Below are 17,397 nucleotides of genomic sequence, written 5' to 3' on the forward strand. Positions count from 1 at the left end.
GGTGAATGTAAGTGGAAAAGAAAAGGACACAAATAGATGAGTTCGAGCGAAACATTTATGATATTTATGACACGGATAATATAGAATATCAGGTGAAGCACGGACTTACTGAAGATATCGTGACTGAGATTTCGATGAATAAGAACGATCCGCTATGGATGCGGGAACGTCGTTTGGAGTCGTTAAAAATATATAATGAAAAGGAACTTCCTAAGTGGGGGCCGTCTCTGCATGAACTCAATATGGATGAAATTGTAACCTATGTGAGGCCTAAGGCAGCGATGACGGATGATTGGAAAGAATTGCCGGATGATATTAGAGAGACCTTCGAACGTCTCGGTATTCCCGAGGCAGAATGGAAAGCGCTGGATGGTGTCGGTGCTCAGTATGATTCCGAAGTGGTTTATCACAGTATGCGGGAGGAACTGCTGAAACAAGGTGTTATTTATACGGATATGGAAACGGCGCTGCAGGAATATGGAGATATTGTAAAAGAGTATTTTATGAAGCTTCTGCCGGCAACGGAGCATAAGTTCCTGGCTCTTCATGGAGCAGTTTGGTCGGGCGGTTCCTTCGTGTATGTGCCCGAAGGAGTGAAAGTAAGTATGCCGCTGCAATCCTATTTTCGTTTGAATGCGCCGGGAGCAGGACAGTTTGAACATACATTGATCATTTGTGAGAAGAATTCCAGCCTTCATTTTATCGAAGGATGTTCTGCGCCGAAACACAACACAATAAACCTGCATGCAGGAGCGGTGGAACTATATGTGAAAGAAGGGGCCTCTCTTCGGTATTCCACAATAGAAAACTGGTCCAAGAATATGCTCAATTTGAATACCAAGAGAGCAGTCGTTGAGAAAAACGGGAAAATTGAATGGGTTTCAGGAACATTTGGCTCCCATATTACGATGTTGTATCCTATGAGTATATTGAAGGGTGAAAATGCCAAGAGCGAATTCACCGGAATCACTTTTGCGGGGGAAAATCAGGATCTCGATACGGGATCTAAAGTAGTACACGCAGCTCCTAACACCTCCTCTACGGTCGCTTCCAAGTCCATTTCCAAAAACGGAGGAAAGGCCACGTACCGCAGTTCGGTGGTTATCATGCCGCAGGCGGTAAACAGTAAATGCAGCGTTGTTTGTGAATCGCTTATGTTAGACAGCGAATCGCGGTCGGATACCGTTCCGGTCATGGATGTGCGAAATGATAAGGCGGATATCGGTCACGAAGCGAAAATTGGAAGAATCAGTGAGAAGTCCATTTATTATCTTATGACTCGCGGACTGAGCGAGGAAGAGGCGAAAGCGTTGATTGTAAGGGGATTTGTGGAGCCGGTAACGAAAGAACTGCCGTTGGAATATGCGGTTGAAATGAACCGTCTCATCGGCCTTGAATTAGAAGGAAGTATTGGATAAGGAGGAAGGACGTTGGCAATTACATTAGAAAATATGAATCCATTGCAGGTTCCTACATGGAGCTGGTTAAGAATAAACAGCCTTTCTCTTGAGTTTATGGAGGATGGCCCTTCCGCTTACCGGAAGGAAGCAAAAATAACTTTGCCGGAAGGAGTGCAGATTGACAACATTTTTATCGGAGCAGAGACAAAGGCAATTCCCGACTCTGTGAAAAGAAACTATGAATTTATTTCGGATAATTATAATAGCGCATTGGCCCTTACCATTCCGGAAGGCGCTTTGCCGGATACTCCGATTATTATAGAATATTCTTTGGATGAAGAGAACCGCTTACTAAAGGATTATATTCACATCAAGGCGGAAAAGGACAGCGATGCGACAGTAATTATAAAATACAGCGGAAATACAAAAGAAGAAGCATTTCACTTCGGCTTTACACTTTTGGAAGCAGAGAAAAACGCAAAAATTAAAATAATCAAATTACAGATGTTGCCGGAAACAGCCACTCACGTGGATGCAGTAGCGGTGCAGGCCCGGGAAAAGGCTTTTGTAAATATTCTTTTGAATGAGTTGGGAAGCGGTAAAACAGCAGGCGCTTGCGATGTTCTTTTAAATAGTGAACAAAGCAGCGCGCATTTGGATGGAATCTATATAGGAAAAAACAAAAAAGAAATGGATTTAAATTATCGGATTGCATTTGGCGCAAAGGAAACCGAAGGTAAAATTACCGTACGCGGTGCTTTGGCAGATTCTTCGAAGAAAACGCTGAAAAGTACTTTGGATTTCATTACGGGAGCTACGGGAGCCAAAGGAAGTGAAGAGGAAACAGTACTTGCCTTGAGCGATAAAGCGGTTAATCTTTCCGCACCGCTTTTACTTTGCGGAGAAGATAATGTGGAAGGACAGCACGCTACCTCTACGGGCCGACCGGATTCGGATAAGTTGCATTATCTTATGTGCAGAGGTTTTGGCAGAAGAGAAGCCGAACAGTTATTGGTGGAAGCATCTTTCACACCTCTTCTTAACAAAATCGAGATACCGGAAATCAGAGAGGAAATCACACAATATATTGGAGCGAGTATTTATGGAAAATCAATTTAAAAACCAATTTAAGAAAGATTTTCCCCTGTTGCTCACACGTAAAGAAATAGGGAAAACACTTGTCTATTTGGACAGTGCGGCTACGAGTCAAAAGCCGTTTTCCGTTGTGAAAGCAATAGAGGATTATTATAAAAACTATGCGGCAAATCCCCATAGGGGAGCCTATGCTTTGAGTGAGGATGCCACTGCACTCTATGAAAAAGTGAGAAAAAGGACTGCTGATTTTATCGGGTGTGATAATCCGGAGGAAATCGTATTTACGGCAGGAACAACGGAGGCAATCAACATGGTTGCGTTATCTTATGGCAGAGCGAATATAGAAGCGGGCGATGAGATACTGATTACCGTTGCCGAGCATCACAGCAATCTCCTGCCGTGGCAGCGGCTCGCAAAAGAAAAAGGTGCTGTTTTACGGTATGTGTACGGAGATGAAGAGGGACAGATCACGCTTCAGGAATGGGAAGAGAAAATAAGCAGCCGGACCAAAATAGTGGCTCTTAATTATGTATCGAATGTGCTGGGAGGAATTGCTCCGGTAAAGGAGATCGCCGGTATGGCCCATAAGCATGGAGCAGTTGTTGTTCTCGACGGAGCTCAGAGTGTTCCCCATATTAAAACCGATGTGAAGGAATTGGATGTGGATTTTCTGGCTTTCTCCGGTCATAAGATGATGGCACCTGCGGGAATAGGGGTGCTGTATGGACGAAAAAGTATTTTGGATACGATGGAGCCACTCATGTTGGGCGGAGGAATTGTAGAAGAGGTATCGGAACAATCGGCAGCTTATATGGATGCTCCATGGAGACTGGAAGCCGGGACGCCTAATGTAGAAGGTGCAGTAGGTCTTATGGCGGCTATGGATTATTTAAGCGATGCAGGCTGGGAGAATATCCATCATATAGAAACTACACTGCTTCAATATGCGCTTTATAAGCTTAGCAAGTTGGAAGAGGTAGAAATCTACGGTTCGAAAAGTCCTGAAAACAGAGCGGGGATACTTTCTTTCAATGTAAAGGATGTGCATCCTCATGATGTTGCCAGCATTTTGAATAGTTACGGAGTAGCTATCCGTGCGGGCCATCATTGTGCGCAGCCCTTGATGAAGCATCTTGGTGCTTCTTCCACCTGCAGAGCGAGCTTTTATCTTTATAACACATTGGAGGATGTGGATATCTTTGTAGATGCGTTATCAAATGTCAGGAAGGTGCTTGGATATGAATCTTAATGAATTATATTCTGAAGTAATAAAAGAACACAGTATTTCCGGTCATAATAAAAAGCATTTGCGGCTTCCTACGGCCGTGATGCCCGGCAGGAATCCGAGCTGCGGAGATGAAATAGAACTGGAGCTGCAGGTAGAGAATGGTGTGATCGCGGACGGTTCTTTTACCGGAGTGGGATGCGCCATATCTCAGGCTTCTGTTTCAATTATGATTGATTTGGTGCGGGAGAAGACAGTAGAAGAGGGCAGGCGGCTGGCGGAAATATTTTTGAAAATGGCGACCAGACAGCCGCTTTCCGACGATGAGTTAGATGAGTTAGAGGATGCTGCAGCTTTGAAGAATATTTCGGATATGCCGGCACGTGTGAAATGTGCAACGATGCCATGGCATACCTTGGTAAAGGTATTGGACAATCTATGATTTGTGCATGGAAATGCTTTAAAAATAAGAGACATATGTTTGTTGAAAATTAGAACTTGACAATTATAAAAAATTAGATTAAGGTATATTAAAAGAAATAGACAATAAACCTGTGAGAAAGAGTAGTAAGTATCAGGAACTGTTACAGAGAGCTGTCGGTGGTGGAAGGCAGTACAGGAAATTTTACTGAATGGACTTTCGAGGCCGGACTGAACTTATAGTAGGTTCCGGCGGGATTCGGCCCCGTTATCCTCCCGACATGTATGACAGTACATGGTAGAGTGGTCATGTTTTAGGCATGGCAATTTGAGTGGTACCGCGATAATAATACTATTTTAAGATTATTACCGTCTCAAGCGATTATTAGCTTGAGGCGGTTTTTATGTTATAGGAAATTGCGTCTTATAACATAAAAAGCACTACGTGCAGGATGTGCACCTCGCGGAGAGGAGGTATATTGCTTCGCAATCCGCTAGGGTGCCAAGAATGTACCAAGGCACATTCTTTGTTCGTTCCATAGGTATAAAATAATAAAGGAGAAGAAAATTATGAAAAAGAAAATTTTAGCAATGGTGTTATCGATGACAGTTATAGCAGCGGCGTTTGCGGGCTGCGGACAGAAAGGTACGGGGAGCTATGTCGTAGGTATTTCTCAGTTTGCCGAGCACGGTTCCTTGGATAACTGTAAGAATGGTTTTCTTGCAGGTCTTGAGGAAGAGGGAATAAAGGAAGGGGAGAATCTGATGGTTCTTTTCGATAATGCACAGGCGGATACGGGTACGGCGAGCACAATAGTTGATAATTATGTATCTCAGAAGGTAGATATGATTTGCGCCATTGCAACACCGAGTGCTATGAGTGCTTATAACTCTACTATGAATACAGAGATTCCTGTTATCTATACGGCGGTTTCCGATCCTGTGGAGGCTGGTCTTGCGGATGATGATGGTTTACCTACCGGCAATATTACGGGAACTTCAGATGCACTTGCAGTATCGGCACAGCTTGAGATGATTCGCAGCGTCTTACCGGGGGCGAAAACAATAGGTATTCTTTATACGACCAGTGAGGTGAATTCTATCAGTGCGATAGAAGAATATAAGAAATATGCAGGCGATTATGGATTTGAAATTGTGGAAAGCGGAATCAACACTATCGCCGATGTGGGAATTGCGGCAGCAGATATTGTAACAAAGGTTGACTGTCTTACGAATTTGACGGATAATACAGTAGTATCCGCTCTTCAAACAGTAATTGATTCGGCGAATACTGCAGGTATTCCTGTATTCGGTTCGGAAGTGGAGCAGGTAAAAGCAGGTTGTGTAGCTTCCATGGGACTTGAATATTTCGAACTCGGCAAACAGACCGGAAGAATGGCAGCTAAGGTTTTAAAAGGGGAAGCAAAGGCTTCCGATATGAAGTTTGAAGTAATTTCGGAACCCAGTTTATATGTGAACACAGCAGCGGCGGAGAAAATCAATCTTGCCCTTGACAGTGCATTTGTAGACAGTGCTTATGAGAAATTCGAGGAAATTATAGTAGAATAAGTTTTTAAGTGGAGGAATGACAGTGACTTTATTGCTCAGCGTGTTGGAACAAGGTATGATATATGCGATTATGGCTCTTGGAGTGTATATTACCTATAAAATATTGGATTTTCCCGATTTGACGGTGGACGGAAGCTTCCCGATGGGAGCAGCCGCGACTTGTATGTTAATCGCTTCGGGAGTAAATCCTCTTATAACGCTCCCTATTACCTTTATAGGGGGAGCTTTCATAGGAGTATGTACCGGGCTGATTCATGTGAAATTAAAGGTAAGGGATTTATTGTCGGGAATTATTATGATGACGGCACTCTATACGGTTAATCTCCGGATTGCAGGAAGGGCCAACCTGCCTATTTATAACATGGACACCATCTTTGATAACGGTTTTGTTAACACCTTGTTCCCTGCGGGCATGACAGCGTATAAAAAGGTAATTATTATCTTAATTATTACATTTCTTACGAAATATTTATTGGATGCCTATATGAGTACGAAGTCAGGATTCTTACTTCGTGCGGTAGGAGATAACGATACGATTGTTACATCCTTAGGTGTGGATAAAGGCTTTGTAAAAATTGTCGGTCTTGCTATCGCCAATGGGTTGGTAGCGCTCAGCGGTTGTATTTTTGCACAGCAGCAAAGATATTTCGATATTTCCATGGGAACCGGAACGGTAGTTATCGGTCTTGCCAGTGTTATTATCGGAACGAGTTTTTTTAAAAAAATTACATTTTTCAATATTACTTCCAGCGTGGTTCTGGGTTCAGTGTTGTATAAGGGCTGTGTGGCTCTTGCAATCAGAATCGGGCTTCCGTCAACGGATCTTAAGTTGATTACCGCAGTGCTGTTCCTTATCATACTCGTGATCGGTATGGATCGGAAGAAGACAGGAGGAAAACATGCTAGAACTAATTAATATCAATAAAAATTATAATCCCGGTTCTATCAATGAACTTTGTCTTTTCCAGGATTTTAATCTTACGATACAGGATGGACAGTTCGTGTCTGTAGTGGGAAGTAATGGTTCCGGTAAAACTTCTATGTTAAACATTATCTGCGGAAGTATCGATATCGACAGCGGTAAGATTGTGGTAAACGGAGAGGATATATCCGGAAAGAAGGATTTCTTAAGACAGCGCAAAATCGGCCGCGTTTATCAGGACCCGTCAAAAGGGACGTGTCCGAGCATGAATATTCTCGAAAACATGTCCATTGCGGATAATAAAGGAAAAAGGTACGGCTTAGGACGTGGAGTGAATAAGGCGAGAACAGAGTATTACAGAGACTTATTAAGACCCTTGAATCTGGGGCTGGAAGATAAGCTGCATACTCAGGTAGGTTCTTTATCCGGCGGTCAGCGTCAGGCATTGGCTCTTCTTATGTCTACGATGTCTCCTATTGAGTTCCTCATATTGGATGAGCATACAGCGGCACTCGACCCGAAAACGGCAGAAATCATTATGGAATTGACCGATAAAATTGTCAGAGAGAAAAAAGTGACGACAATTATGGTGACTCATAATCTCCGATATGCGGTGGAATATGGGGATAGAATTCTAATGATGCACGAAGGAAATGCCATTCTGGATAAGGCCGGAGAAGAAAAAGGTAGTCTGGAAACAGAGGAAATCATGGGAATCTTCAATCGTATTAGCGTCGAATGCGGTAATTGAGAATTGTACAAAGAAAAAGAGATATTTTATTTGGAATAGTAGAAGGTAAGAAAACTTTTCATAGAATATATAGTAGAAAAGCGGGAATTATAGAAATAGGAACGGTTGAAAATTATGTAAAAGAAGCCGTTACCAAATCTATAAGGAAGGCGGAACTTAAAAAAATGAAAAGTTTCCGATATAAGATAACTGATTATCCTGAGAAATTCGAGCATCCGGCCGGGCAGCTTGTAAGAAAAGCTCTAAAGTATGCGTCAGCAATTTCTGTCAGTGTGAATGACAGCTTGGGAGATGCGAAACGGATTCTCAGCATTATGTCTCTTAGGCTTATGGAAGGAGACGAGGTTCTTGTGGAAGCGGAAGGGCCGGACGAAGCGAAGGCCGTGGTAGAATTGGCAGAGTTTTTTAAAGATAATTTATAGAGCGTCCTTGTTTATGAAAGATTAAAGTCCATAAATAAGGGCGTTTTTATGTATTAAGATATATTTATGAAATAAATTTAGAAATGCTCTTTATACATATCCTCTAATATAATTTTTATTGTATCGATAACTTCATCGTATATTTTGCATTTGCTGACGGAAAGTACATGAGCTTCATTGGTAAAAATATGAATGAGCTGATTGAAAACAGAGCGGAACATTTTGCGCTCATGATAAGCAATCCCGATTAAAATTACAAGCTTTACTGTTTCGTCATTCCATGTTTGACCTTTGTCATAACAGGTGAAAGAAATAAAACTCTTCTTAATTTGATGGCTGATAGAATGCGGAATAGCGATACCGTTATGAAAGCAAGTGGAAGAAAGCCTTTCGCGTTTAATTACATCATCGGGAAAAGAAGGCATAAAATAGTCCAGAGGCTCCATTTTATTTAGAATCTTATTAATAACCTGGAACTCGTCGTTACCTGTAATATTTGTGAAAAATAATTTCTCACTGAACATATATTTGAAGGCAGATTCGAATTGATCGTATTTCTGCTTGTGAATGAGCGCGTTGGTGTGTGATCGGATTATGGCAATTTCTCCTTCCGTAATGAAAGGCGAAATGACAATAATATCTTTATTTCGAATCCCCACTTCACTGATAACAATATCTTCTTTAATATCTGAAGATGCATAATTATCAGCAGAAATACTGAATTTGATATTCAGACGGTCGTTAAATAATTTTTGAATCTTTTCAATATTATAACGATAAAATTCATGATAATTAGAATAAACATAAATTGCAGCGAGCTTATCCTTATTCATTTGGTTGCTTTCAAAAAAGCTGCCGATATGCAGGGCGATAAAAGAAATTTCATCCTGATTTATCATGTGCTTTGTTTCGGTATAAATGATATCCGCTACAAAAACTGCAATATCATATATCAAAGGATAGGTTGACATAATCTCTTTTGAAAGAGGAGAATGAACGGAAAAGTTTGTATTGATCCGTTTAAGCAGGTTGTCCATATGCAACATAAACCTTGTTACAAATATCTCATCAAAATCATCTAAAGCATAATATTCTTTGATTTTCAACAGTATAAGCTGTGTTAAATATTCGCTTTCATCAGTGATGTAATTGCTTATATTTTTTGCATTAGCAAAATTGTAGTCAACGGTGACAAGATTGCAGGATAAAAACATCGTTAAATTCTGCTTTTCTGATGCAGAAAAAACGATATCATAACTTTTTTCTAGAAAAGAAATAATATTTTCGGCGACTTCTTTTTCCGTATTTGTTATAGAGATAGACGGCAAAAAATCGGTAATTTCGCATTGCTGTCTCAATCTGTCAATTGTGATAACGAGATGAAGTGCAATATTATTAAGAGAATAGTCATTAAAAAAGATATGAGACTCATTGAACATCTTCTTCAGATTTTGCTTAAGAAAATCTATCTGATAGCTTTCATTCAAATACTTTGTTTTATCGCTGCTTATAAAATTTGCATAATAATCAGAGGTAATCAAAGTGCTTGTAAGTCGGCGCTTATCTTTCTCTGTTCCAACAAGTGAAACTTGATCATCCCTAATTAATAATTTTAAATTGAAGGCAGAAATATTTCGCCTGACTCTTATAAGGTCGCGGTCAATAGTAGGTCTGCTGACATAGAGTTCATCTGCCAAATCAAAAATATCCAAAGGTTCGGCAGATAAAAGTAACTTTGACAAAATGCTGGACCTTCTGTCTTTGGGCAGATAATCCGTATCTTCGAATAGATGCATATATGAGTTATAATTATCACATAGCCGATATTCGTTAGAATTCATTTGAATAATAATTGTATTAGGAGAAGTAGTTTCGTTAAGCTGCTTTATATAATTCTTTATTTGTTTTTGAGAAATTCCAAATTTGTCAGAAATCCTTTTTAGAGAGAGATTTATTGACGAATGTTTGATGAAATAATCTAAAATATCTCTCGATTTATTTTGACGCATACACTCCTCCTTTACTACTTTATATTTACTCTTATAATAATACCTCATACTTTAAAAAGCAAAAAATATTAGCATCTTTTAAATACCTGAAAGCGGTAATTAAAAAATTTGAAAAGCTAAGAGAATAACTATAAAATTTAAGAAAATAGTAACGTTGCAGAAAATAAAACAATAAGGAGAAAGTATATATGGAAATTCTTTTCGTATGCGGCGGAGGTGCCTCTAGCAGCTTTATAGCTCAAAACGTAAGAAAAGCAGGAAAAAGTACAGGGGTAGATGTTAATGTGGAGGCTATCGGTGAGACAGAATTAGAGGATTATATAGAAGGCAAAGATATTATTTTAATCGGGCCGCATCTTAAATATCTGGAAGATGACCTTGCTGAAATTATTAACGAATATAATGTCCCATATGCATTTATAAGCGAGCAGGATTACGCCAAAATGAATGGGGAATCGATCTTGGAGCAAGCATTTAAACTAACAGAAGAATAAAGAGGAAAGAAGGGATAACATTATGAATAAGTTTATTGATTGGATGACAAATTCATTCGGACCGAAAGCGGGAAAAGTTGCAAAGAACCCTTGGGTAGCATCGGTACAGGAAACAATGGTTGCTATTATGCCCGTTATGTTGATTAGTTCATTCATAACGATTTTATCGATTCTAAATGAATATATTGAGAATTTTCCTGATTTCTCCTATATCAGTACTTTTACGTTTGGATTGAGCAGTATTTTTGTTGCATTCTTAATACCGACCTTTGTTTTGGAAAAATATAAATTACCGAAGTATAAAAGACAAGCAGGGCTTATGGGCGTTGCACTTATGCTTATGATGAGCCAGAGTGTTTTTGATGCAGATGGAAATTTTGTAGTAGCGGCAGATCGGATCGGTTCAGGCGGAGTGTTCGTGGCAATTGTTGCCGGAATCTTTACAGCCTTAGTAATGAAGTTTTTCAGTAAAAGGAGTCTGTTTAAGAAAGATACACAGCTTCCTAAGTTTTTGGTAGATAGCTTCGATAGTATTGCCCCTATTGTTGTCATTATGGTAGTCTCATTTATATTGTGTAATATTCTGGGATTAGACCTTTATGCTTATGTAAATGTTGCGGTATCACCATTAATTAACATTGCACAGAGTTTTGGCGGATTCGTTCTCATCATGTTTTTAATGTGCTTCTTCTATTCCTTTGGTTTAAGTCCTTGGATTTTAACACCTGTTTATTATACGGTTGGTGTGCAGGCCATAGCAGAGAATGCTAAAATGGTAGCAGAAGGCGGCGCGGCTACATTAATCACAACTAATGAAGTGTTTGGCGGCTGGGTATGGTTAGGCGGAACCGGATGTACATTGATGTTATGTGTGATCTTTGCCTTCTTTACCAAATCGGGAAGATTGAAAGGTTTGGGCAGGACGTGCCTTATCCCGGGAATCTTTAATATCAATGAACCGGTAGTTTATGGCTCGATCGTATTTAATCCATTATTGATGATCCCTATGTGGATATGCGGAATTATAGTGCCGGCACTGACATACATCACATTTAAGCTGGGGATGGTAACAGTTCCTTCTGATAGTTTCCTCCTTTGGTATATGCCGGTAGGCTTGCAGACATATATGACAAATCATGATTTTAGAGGTCTGATTTTATTAGCGGTATTGCTTGCATTGACATTTATCATTTATTACCCATTTGTAAAGGTATATGATAAACAGTGTTTAAAGGAAGAAATGGAAGAAAGAGCTAAGAAAGAGGAAGCAGAAGCTAGAAAAGCAAAAGCGCTGTAACTGCTAAGCAATAGATTAAATAAGATAAGAATTGAAAGTGAGGATAAAGATGACAACGGAAGAGATGAATGAGCAGGCAATGGAAATTATAGTGAATGCGGGGAACGGGAGAACATTGTTAAATAAAGCATTGGAGGCTTTGTATGAAGGAGATGAAGAGCTTTATAGTTCCCATATGGAGGACGCCAGAAAAGAAATGGTAGCGGCCCATGCAGCACAGACTAAAGTTCTCCAAAGTACGATTGAAGACGAAGAAGTAAGACCTAATATTTTATTTACACATGCACAAGATACATTAATGACAATTATGAGTGAGATGAATATTGCAAAACACTTGGAAAAAATAGTAAGAATGATTGTAACTATTCAGTAGGTCTGCGCATTTACTGCGCTGACCGTACGATAACATCGAATAACAAGTAAAAATCCTATCACCGAAGGTGATTTGAAATGGATTTTTGCTCGTAACTGGGCAAGTACTGAACAGTTACGAATGATTAAGGAGAGCAAATAATGGCCATAAGCAAAAAGATGCTTTGGGGCGGAAGTATCGCGGCGCATCAATGCGAAGGTGCTTACAAAACAGACGGAAAAGGCCTTGGAATAATGGATGTCGTTACTGCGGGAAGTGCATCTGCCCCGAGAATTTTCCATGGGGAAGTGGAAGAAGGTCAAGTATATCCATCACATTATGGAATTGATTTTTACCATAGATATAAAGAAGATATAGCATTATTTGCAGAGGCTGGCTTTACAGCCCTACGCATCTCCATAGATTGGGCAAGAATATATCCGAATGGTGATGATGCGGCACCTAATCAGGCAGGAATCGAGCATTACAGAGATGTCATTATGGAACTGAGAAGAAGAGATATTGAGCCGATTGTAACCTTATTCCATTTTGAGATGCCGTTAAACCTCGTAAAGAAATATGGTTCATGGGCAAACAGGGAGACGATTCAGTTATACCTTCGTTACTGTGAAACGATGTTTACAGAATTCAAGGACATAGTGACTTATTGGTCAACATTTAATGAAATGAACCATTTGGATGCAGACCTGTTGCTTTCTGATTTCTTTACCTATATGAATACAGGGTTGTGTTATTCAAAAGTCGAAAATCCGGCTAAGGTAATGGCTGAATGCGCTTACAATATGACATTGGCAAGTGTGAAGGCGATAAATTGCGGACACAGAATAAATCCGGATTTTCAGATAGGATGTGTATTTGGCATAACCCCCTCTTATGCGAAGACCTGTAATCCGGATGACTCGATTCTGGCCTATAAAAATATGGAAAGAGATTGGTATCAGATCGATGCTATGTGCAAGGGTGCTTTTCCCGAATATAAGTTAAATGAATACAGAAAACGAGGAATTGAAACAAAGATTTCGGAAGAAGATAAAAAAGAGTATGCAGATTCTAAGCTTGATTTTATAGGAGTGAACTATTATGCAAGTTCTGTGAGTTCAGCTCAGGAATCTGATGATGACGGAGAAAATTTCTTCGGTGCTTCCAATAATCCGTATCTGAGGCAAAGCGACTGGGGATGGACGATTGATCCGCAAGGGCTTAGATACTTATTAATGATGCTGGACAGAAGATATAATATTCCAATGATTATTACAGAAAACGGGCTGGGTGCTTTTGACCAAAAAGAGCAAGACGGTTCTGTACACGACCAGTATAGAATTGATTACTTAAAGAATCATCTCGATGAATTGAAAAAGAGTATAAATGAAGATTGTGTTAACTGTTTCGGATATCTGATGTGGGGGCCTATCGACTTAATAAGCGCTACAACAGGAGAAATGAAGAAACGATACGGATTTATATATGTAGATCAGGATGATGAAGGAAACGGAACCCTTGAAAGAAGTAAAAAGGATTCATTTTATTGGTTCAGAGATTATACGAAAAATTGGTAAGTAAGCAAATATCGGTTATAGGCTGTGGTTCTACTTACAAAATATGTTTTTATAAAGAAAGGGCTGTTACAGCCCTTTCTGAAATTATATACGGAATCATTTCCCGGTATCTTCGTATTTCTCTTCACAATATTTGCAGCGGTATATTTCCTTTTTTTCATCGGTAAGGATAAATACATGAGGAAGACCTTGTTCGATAGATGTAATACAGCGAGGATTCTTGCATTTGATAATATTCTTGATTTCTTTTGGGAGTACCAGTTCTTTTTTATCGACGATTTCTCCGTCTTTAATTACATTCACCGTAATGCAGTGGTCAATAAAAGCGAGGACATCCAGATCCAGCGTATCGATATCACATTCCACTTTAAGGATATCTTTTTTACCCATTTTATTGCTTTTTGCATTTTTAATAATAGCGACGGGACAGTCCAATTTATCTAATTGCAGATGATGATAGAGGGAAAGGCTTTTTCCCGCCTCGATATGATCGAGAACGAAACCTTCTTCAATTCTTCCGACATTTAACATAATATATTCTCCTTCCTTTTGCGATTAAACAACTTCAATTTCCAATAAGGTAAGAATAAGGGCCATTCTGACATAAACTCCGTATTGTACCTGTTTAAAATAAGCGGCGCGGGGATCGTCGTCGACTTCTACCGAGATTTCGTTGACACGCGGGAGTGGATGGAGTACGAGCATATCGCTTTTAGCTAGATACATCTTTGTCTTATCTAAGATGTAGAAATCCTTTAACCTAACATAATCTTCCTCGTTAAAGAAACGCTCCTTCTGTACGCGGGTCATGTATAGGAAGTCGAGTCTGGGCATGATTTCTTCCAGGCGGATGACCTCCTCATAGGGTATGTTATTTTCCTTGAGTAAATCAGTGAGATAGTCCGGCACTTTAAGCTCTTCCGGGGATATGAAAATAAAATGGATATTAGGATAACGCATTAAGGCATGGATGAGGGAATGAACGGTTCGGCCGAATTTCAAGTCTCCGCATAAGCCGACGGTGAAGTTCTTCAAATGACCTTTCAATGAGCGTATGGTAAGTAAATCGGTAAGCGTTTGAGTCGGATGCTGATGTCCGCCGTCCCCGGCATTGATAACCGGAATGGAGGATTTGCTCGCAGCTACCATAGGGGCTCCTTCTTTTGGATGACGCATGGCACAAATGTCCGCAAAACAGGAAATAACGCGTATGGTATCGGATACGCTTTCGCCCTTAGAAGCGGAAGAAGAACCGGCATCGGAGAAACCGATAACGCTTCCGCCAAGATTCAACATAGCTGCTTCAAAGCTAAGTCTTGTACGGGTACTCGGTTCGTAGAAGCAGGTTGCTAATTTTTTACCGTCACAGGCATGTGCATATTTTGGCAGGTTGTGTTCGATGTCGGTTGCAAGGTTGAAGAGCTTGTCGAGTTCTTCAACGGTGAAGTCAAGAGGACCCATTAAATGTCTCATATTACATCCTTCCTTTCATGTCATTGGTTTAACGAGTGTACATACAAAATCGAAGAGAAAAGGCTTCTCTTCGATTCATTAAATAGGAATAATTCAATTAAAAATAAAAATAGAGGTGATAGCTGGCAATGGAAAAAGCATCTGCAAAAAACATGAGAAGTATGGAAATGTTTGCTGTACTTTCTGATTGCCATGAAAAGACCTCCTAAATGGTATAACACGTCGGTATTCAGAAACCGCCGTAAAATTTATTTAATGATACCATAACAGCGGACGGCTTTCAATAACAAAACAAAGTAACTACATCAAATATTTTTTAAACTCATAAAGCCATGCCAGGAAAGCGGAAGCATGTTGGCTGTTTCTGGGAAAGACGAAATTGAGCTCATGATAAGTATCCGGATTTATGATATTCAATTGATTCATTTCACCCTGCATCAGCTCATTTTTCACGGCTGCCTTGTATAAAAAGGTAATGCCCAAACCGGCTTTCACTAACTGCTTGATCACCTCCATATTGCCTACTTCCGTGACTTTTGAGAAGCTGGTCACGGATAAATTGTGTTTTGCAAAGAGATGCTCGAAAATCTCGCGAGTGCCTGAGCCTTGTTCCCTTATAATCAGATTATTTTGAGTGAGTTCCCGAAAGGAGAGGGGACGATTCACAAGCGGTGAATTGCCGGAACATACTGCAATAAATGGTTCTGTAGCAAATAATTCAGAATGGTATGCAGTCTTATCGAAAAGTCCTTCAATCAGTGCGAATTGAATCTCTCCCCGATTCAGTTTATCCAGCAAATGATGGGTATTTTCTACCAGCATGGAAACCTGTGTGTCAGGTCTGTGCAGCAGAATCTGTTCCAAAATATGTGGCATAATGTATTGACCGATGCTCAGAGTCGCTCCGAATCGTAAAGGTGGATTTGATAAGGTTTTTCTTCGCAGTAATTCTGTCATAGTGTCGCTATCCGAAGCGACGGTAGAGGCAAATCGATATAAAAGTTCTCCATGCTTTGTAAGCGTAAGCTTTTTGTCAGCGTACGTAAATAAGCGATTGCCATAATGTGCTTCTAATGCTTTGATATGCTGTGTCACTGCGGGCTGAGTCAGATGCAGTGCTTCTGCAGTCTTGGTGTAGCTTCCGATTCGACAGAGAGCCAGAAATGTTTCATGCCTAAAGTCAAGCATAATAACCTCCTTATAAAATTAAATAATACAAACATAAAGAATTATAATTTGATTTTATATCGGGTTGTAACTATAATCAAGTGTGATTCTAATAGAATAAATAAGAAGCTTATGAGAAAGGCATGGTTATCAAGATGAATTTTTTTAAGAAGAATGGGAAAGGCCTTCTATTATGTTCTGCAATAGCGGCCCCGGCATGGATTGCTGTAAAATCTATTCACAGCCTGGAGATAATTGGAGCGCCCATTATAGCTATTTTAATCGGTATGATACTCGGAGGCATGATAAAGGACAAGTCTGCCTTTCGAGACGGCATTGCCTTTACATCGAAGAAAATACTCCAATCTGCGGTTATATTATTAGGATTTGGATTGAATCTGAGAACAGTTGGGAGTGTTGGAATTGCCTCCTTACCAATTATATTATCAACGATTACAACCTCTCTGGCAGTGGCTTTTATTCTATATAGAATATTAAGAGTACCGCCAAAGACGTCCATACTGATCGGTGTAGGTTCTTCTATCTGCGGTGGTTCTGCAATAGCAGCCACAGCTCCCATCATTTATGCGGACGATGAAGAAATTGCCAGCTCCATCTCAGTGATATTTCTTTTCAATGTAATAGCAGCTCTCACTTTTCCGACGTTGGGTGCAGCCCTTGGCTTATCGAATGAAGGATTTGGCTTGTTCGCAGGAACAGCGGTCAATGATATGTCTTCAGTTACCTCTGCGGCTTCCACATGGGATACGATTCATGGCACCGAGGGAGCCGTGTTGGCCTATGCGACAATCGTAAAATTAACAAGAACCTTAGCCATTATACCGATTACACTAGGGATATCTTTTCTTCAATTCAGGAAGTACCGGCGTGAAAGTTCCGAGATAAAAGGAACAGTTTCTGTTAAAAAAGTCTTTCCGATGTTTTTGTTATATTTTGTTCTGGCCTCCATTCTTACCACACTTATCACCGGCTTGTGTTCCGGCAATGTACAAGGTATTGCAATGACTGCATTTTATTATCTTAATCAATTGAGCAAATTCTTTATTGTGATGTCGATGAGTGCGATTGGGTTCAATACGGATATTATAAAGCTTGTAAAAAGCGGAGGGAAGCCTATTATCATGGGATTTTGCTGTTGGGTATCCATTTTATCGGTAAGCCTTCTCTTACAAAATCTGCTGCATCTTTTTTGATCCTTATAAG

General features: G+C 40.0%; 17 protein-coding genes and 1 other annotated feature. Of the genes, 13 read left to right on the forward strand and 4 right to left on the reverse strand.

Going from position 1 to position 17,397, the window contains the following annotated elements:
• Window positions 1-11: 11 nt before the first annotated feature.
• The 8 genes from sufB (at window position 12) to RBB56_RS14950 (ending at window position 7,804) form a co-directional block, all read left to right on the forward strand.
• Entirely contained in the window at window positions 12-1,418 is a 1,407-nt protein-coding gene (sufB, locus tag RBB56_RS14915; RefSeq protein ID WP_306719749.1) for a Fe-S cluster assembly protein SufB, read from the forward strand.
• Between the two features lie 12 nt (window positions 1,419-1,430).
• On the forward strand, window positions 1,431-2,519 hold the full coding sequence (locus tag RBB56_RS14920; RefSeq protein ID WP_306719750.1) for a SufD family Fe-S cluster assembly protein: 1,089 nt from the start codon (window positions 1,431-1,433) through the stop codon (window positions 2,517-2,519).
• Window positions 2,503-3,744 carry an aminotransferase class V-fold PLP-dependent enzyme gene (locus RBB56_RS14925; protein ID WP_306719751.1) on the forward strand — a complete coding sequence of 414 codons (1,242 nt, stop codon included), beginning with the start codon at window positions 2,503-2,505 and terminating at the stop codon, window positions 3,742-3,744. The genes RBB56_RS14920 and RBB56_RS14925 overlap by 17 nt, the downstream gene beginning before the upstream one ends.
• Window positions 3,734-4,162, forward strand: coding sequence for a Fe-S cluster assembly sulfur transfer protein SufU (gene sufU / locus RBB56_RS14930; protein WP_306719752.1), 429 nt, complete (start codon window positions 3,734-3,736; stop codon window positions 4,160-4,162). Before RBB56_RS14925 ends, sufU begins: the two co-directional genes overlap by 11 nt.
• A gap of 103 nt (window positions 4,163-4,265) precedes the next feature.
• Window positions 4,266-4,520 (forward strand) — a binding site (T-box leader).
• 190 nt (window positions 4,521-4,710) lie between these two features.
• Window positions 4,711-5,709, forward strand: coding sequence for an ABC transporter substrate-binding protein (locus RBB56_RS14935; RefSeq protein WP_306719753.1), 999 nt, complete (start codon window positions 4,711-4,713; stop codon window positions 5,707-5,709).
• Window positions 5,710-5,731: 22 nt separating this feature from the next.
• The gene (locus RBB56_RS14940) at window positions 5,732-6,625 is read left to right on the forward strand and encodes an ABC transporter permease (RefSeq protein WP_306722177.1); all 894 of its coding nucleotides are present in this window, start codon (window positions 5,732-5,734) and stop codon (window positions 6,623-6,625) included.
• Window positions 6,609-7,382: an ABC transporter ATP-binding protein gene (locus tag RBB56_RS14945; RefSeq protein ID WP_306719754.1), complete on the forward strand. Its 774-nt coding sequence runs from the start codon at window positions 6,609-6,611 to the stop codon at window positions 7,380-7,382. The genes RBB56_RS14940 and RBB56_RS14945 overlap by 17 nt, the downstream gene beginning before the upstream one ends.
• A complete protein-coding gene (locus RBB56_RS14950) occupies window positions 7,379-7,804 on the forward strand; it encodes an HPr family phosphocarrier protein (protein ID WP_306719755.1) in 426 nt (141 codons plus the stop codon). The genes RBB56_RS14945 and RBB56_RS14950 overlap by 4 nt, the downstream gene beginning before the upstream one ends.
• Window positions 7,805-7,881: 77 nt before the next feature.
• Here the strand turns inward: RBB56_RS14950 and RBB56_RS14955 are convergent, their stop codons facing one another.
• Complete coding sequence (locus RBB56_RS14955; RefSeq protein WP_306719756.1) at window positions 7,882-9,813, reverse strand: BglG family transcription antiterminator; 1,932 nt, start codon at window positions 9,811-9,813, stop codon at window positions 7,882-7,884.
• A 188-nt stretch (window positions 9,814-10,001) separates the two neighbouring features.
• Here RBB56_RS14955 and RBB56_RS14960 point away from each other — a divergent pair, with 188 nt between their 5' ends.
• From RBB56_RS14960 to RBB56_RS14975, 4 genes are all read left to right on the forward strand, one after another.
• On the forward strand, window positions 10,002-10,307 hold the full coding sequence (locus RBB56_RS14960; RefSeq protein ID WP_306719757.1) for a PTS sugar transporter subunit IIB: 306 nt from the start codon (window positions 10,002-10,004) through the stop codon (window positions 10,305-10,307).
• A gap of 22 nt (window positions 10,308-10,329) precedes the next feature.
• Window positions 10,330-11,604, forward strand: coding sequence for a PTS sugar transporter subunit IIC (locus RBB56_RS14965; protein WP_306719758.1), 1,275 nt, complete (start codon window positions 10,330-10,332; stop codon window positions 11,602-11,604).
• Between the two features lie 49 nt (window positions 11,605-11,653).
• Window positions 11,654-11,977, forward strand: a complete 324-nt coding sequence (locus RBB56_RS14970) for a PTS lactose/cellobiose transporter subunit IIA (RefSeq protein ID WP_306719759.1) — start codon at window positions 11,654-11,656, stop codon at window positions 11,975-11,977.
• 140 nt (window positions 11,978-12,117) lie between these two features.
• Window positions 12,118-13,533: a glycoside hydrolase family 1 protein gene (locus RBB56_RS14975; RefSeq protein WP_306719760.1), complete on the forward strand. Its 1,416-nt coding sequence runs from the start codon at window positions 12,118-12,120 to the stop codon at window positions 13,531-13,533.
• Window positions 13,534-13,629: 96 nt separating this feature from the next.
• Here the strand turns inward: RBB56_RS14975 and RBB56_RS14980 are convergent, their stop codons facing one another.
• The 3 genes from RBB56_RS14980 to RBB56_RS14990 form a co-directional block, all read right to left on the reverse strand.
• Window positions 13,630-14,064 carry an aspartate carbamoyltransferase regulatory subunit gene (locus RBB56_RS14980; RefSeq protein WP_306719761.1) on the reverse strand — a complete coding sequence of 145 codons (435 nt, stop codon included), beginning with the start codon at window positions 14,062-14,064 and terminating at the stop codon, window positions 13,630-13,632.
• Between the two features lie 24 nt (window positions 14,065-14,088).
• On the reverse strand, window positions 14,089-15,006 hold the full coding sequence (pyrB, locus tag RBB56_RS14985; RefSeq protein WP_306719762.1) for an aspartate carbamoyltransferase: 918 nt from the start codon (window positions 15,004-15,006) through the stop codon (window positions 14,089-14,091).
• A 300-nt stretch (window positions 15,007-15,306) separates the two neighbouring features.
• Window positions 15,307-16,194 (reverse strand): LysR family transcriptional regulator, encoded by an 888-nt coding sequence (locus tag RBB56_RS14990; protein WP_306719763.1) that lies wholly within the window; start codon window positions 16,192-16,194, stop codon window positions 15,307-15,309.
• Window positions 16,195-16,328: 134 nt separating this feature from the next.
• Between RBB56_RS14990 and RBB56_RS14995 the strand changes: the two genes are divergently transcribed.
• A complete protein-coding gene (locus RBB56_RS14995) occupies window positions 16,329-17,387 on the forward strand; it encodes a YeiH family protein (protein WP_306722178.1) in 1,059 nt (352 codons plus the stop codon).
• Window positions 17,388-17,397 lie beyond the last annotated feature (10 nt).

The sequence above is a fragment of the Kineothrix sp. MB12-C1 genome (genome assembly GCF_030863805.1).
Taxonomy (GTDB): Bacteria; Bacillota; Clostridia; order Lachnospirales; family Lachnospiraceae; genus Kineothrix.

What these genes read in the sequence shown, in the direction of transcription:
- RBB56_RS14925 (WP_306719751.1), top strand. Translation starts at nt 2,503, where the DNA reads ATGGAAAATCAATTTAAAAACCAATTTAAGAAAGATTTTCCCCTGTTG.
- sufU (WP_306719752.1), top strand. Translation starts at nt 3,734, where the DNA reads ATGAATCTTAATGAATTATATTCTGAAGTAATAAAAGAACACAGTATT.
- RBB56_RS14935 (WP_306719753.1), top strand. Translation starts at nt 4,711, where the DNA reads ATGAAAAAGAAAATTTTAGCAATGGTGTTATCGATGACAGTTATAGCA.
- RBB56_RS14945 (WP_306719754.1), top strand. Translation starts at nt 6,609, where the DNA reads ATGCTAGAACTAATTAATATCAATAAAAATTATAATCCCGGTTCTATC.
- RBB56_RS14955 (WP_306719756.1), bottom strand. Translation starts at nt 9,813, where the DNA reads ATGCGTCAAAATAAATCGAGAGATATTTTAGATTATTTCATCAAACAT.
- RBB56_RS14960 (WP_306719757.1), top strand. Translation starts at nt 10,002, where the DNA reads ATGGAAATTCTTTTCGTATGCGGCGGAGGTGCCTCTAGCAGCTTTATA.
- RBB56_RS14965 (WP_306719758.1), top strand. Translation starts at nt 10,330, where the DNA reads ATGAATAAGTTTATTGATTGGATGACAAATTCATTCGGACCGAAAGCG.
- RBB56_RS14970 (WP_306719759.1), top strand. Translation starts at nt 11,654, where the DNA reads ATGACAACGGAAGAGATGAATGAGCAGGCAATGGAAATTATAGTGAAT.
- RBB56_RS14975 (WP_306719760.1), top strand. Translation starts at nt 12,118, where the DNA reads ATGGCCATAAGCAAAAAGATGCTTTGGGGCGGAAGTATCGCGGCGCAT.
- RBB56_RS14980 (WP_306719761.1), bottom strand. Translation starts at nt 14,064, where the DNA reads ATGTTAAATGTCGGAAGAATTGAAGAAGGTTTCGTTCTCGATCATATC.
- pyrB (WP_306719762.1), bottom strand. Translation starts at nt 15,006, where the DNA reads ATGAGACATTTAATGGGTCCTCTTGACTTCACCGTTGAAGAACTCGAC.
- RBB56_RS14990 (WP_306719763.1), bottom strand. Translation starts at nt 16,194, where the DNA reads ATGCTTGACTTTAGGCATGAAACATTTCTGGCTCTCTGTCGAATCGGA.
- RBB56_RS14995 (WP_306722178.1), top strand. Translation starts at nt 16,329, where the DNA reads ATGAATTTTTTTAAGAAGAATGGGAAAGGCCTTCTATTATGTTCTGCA.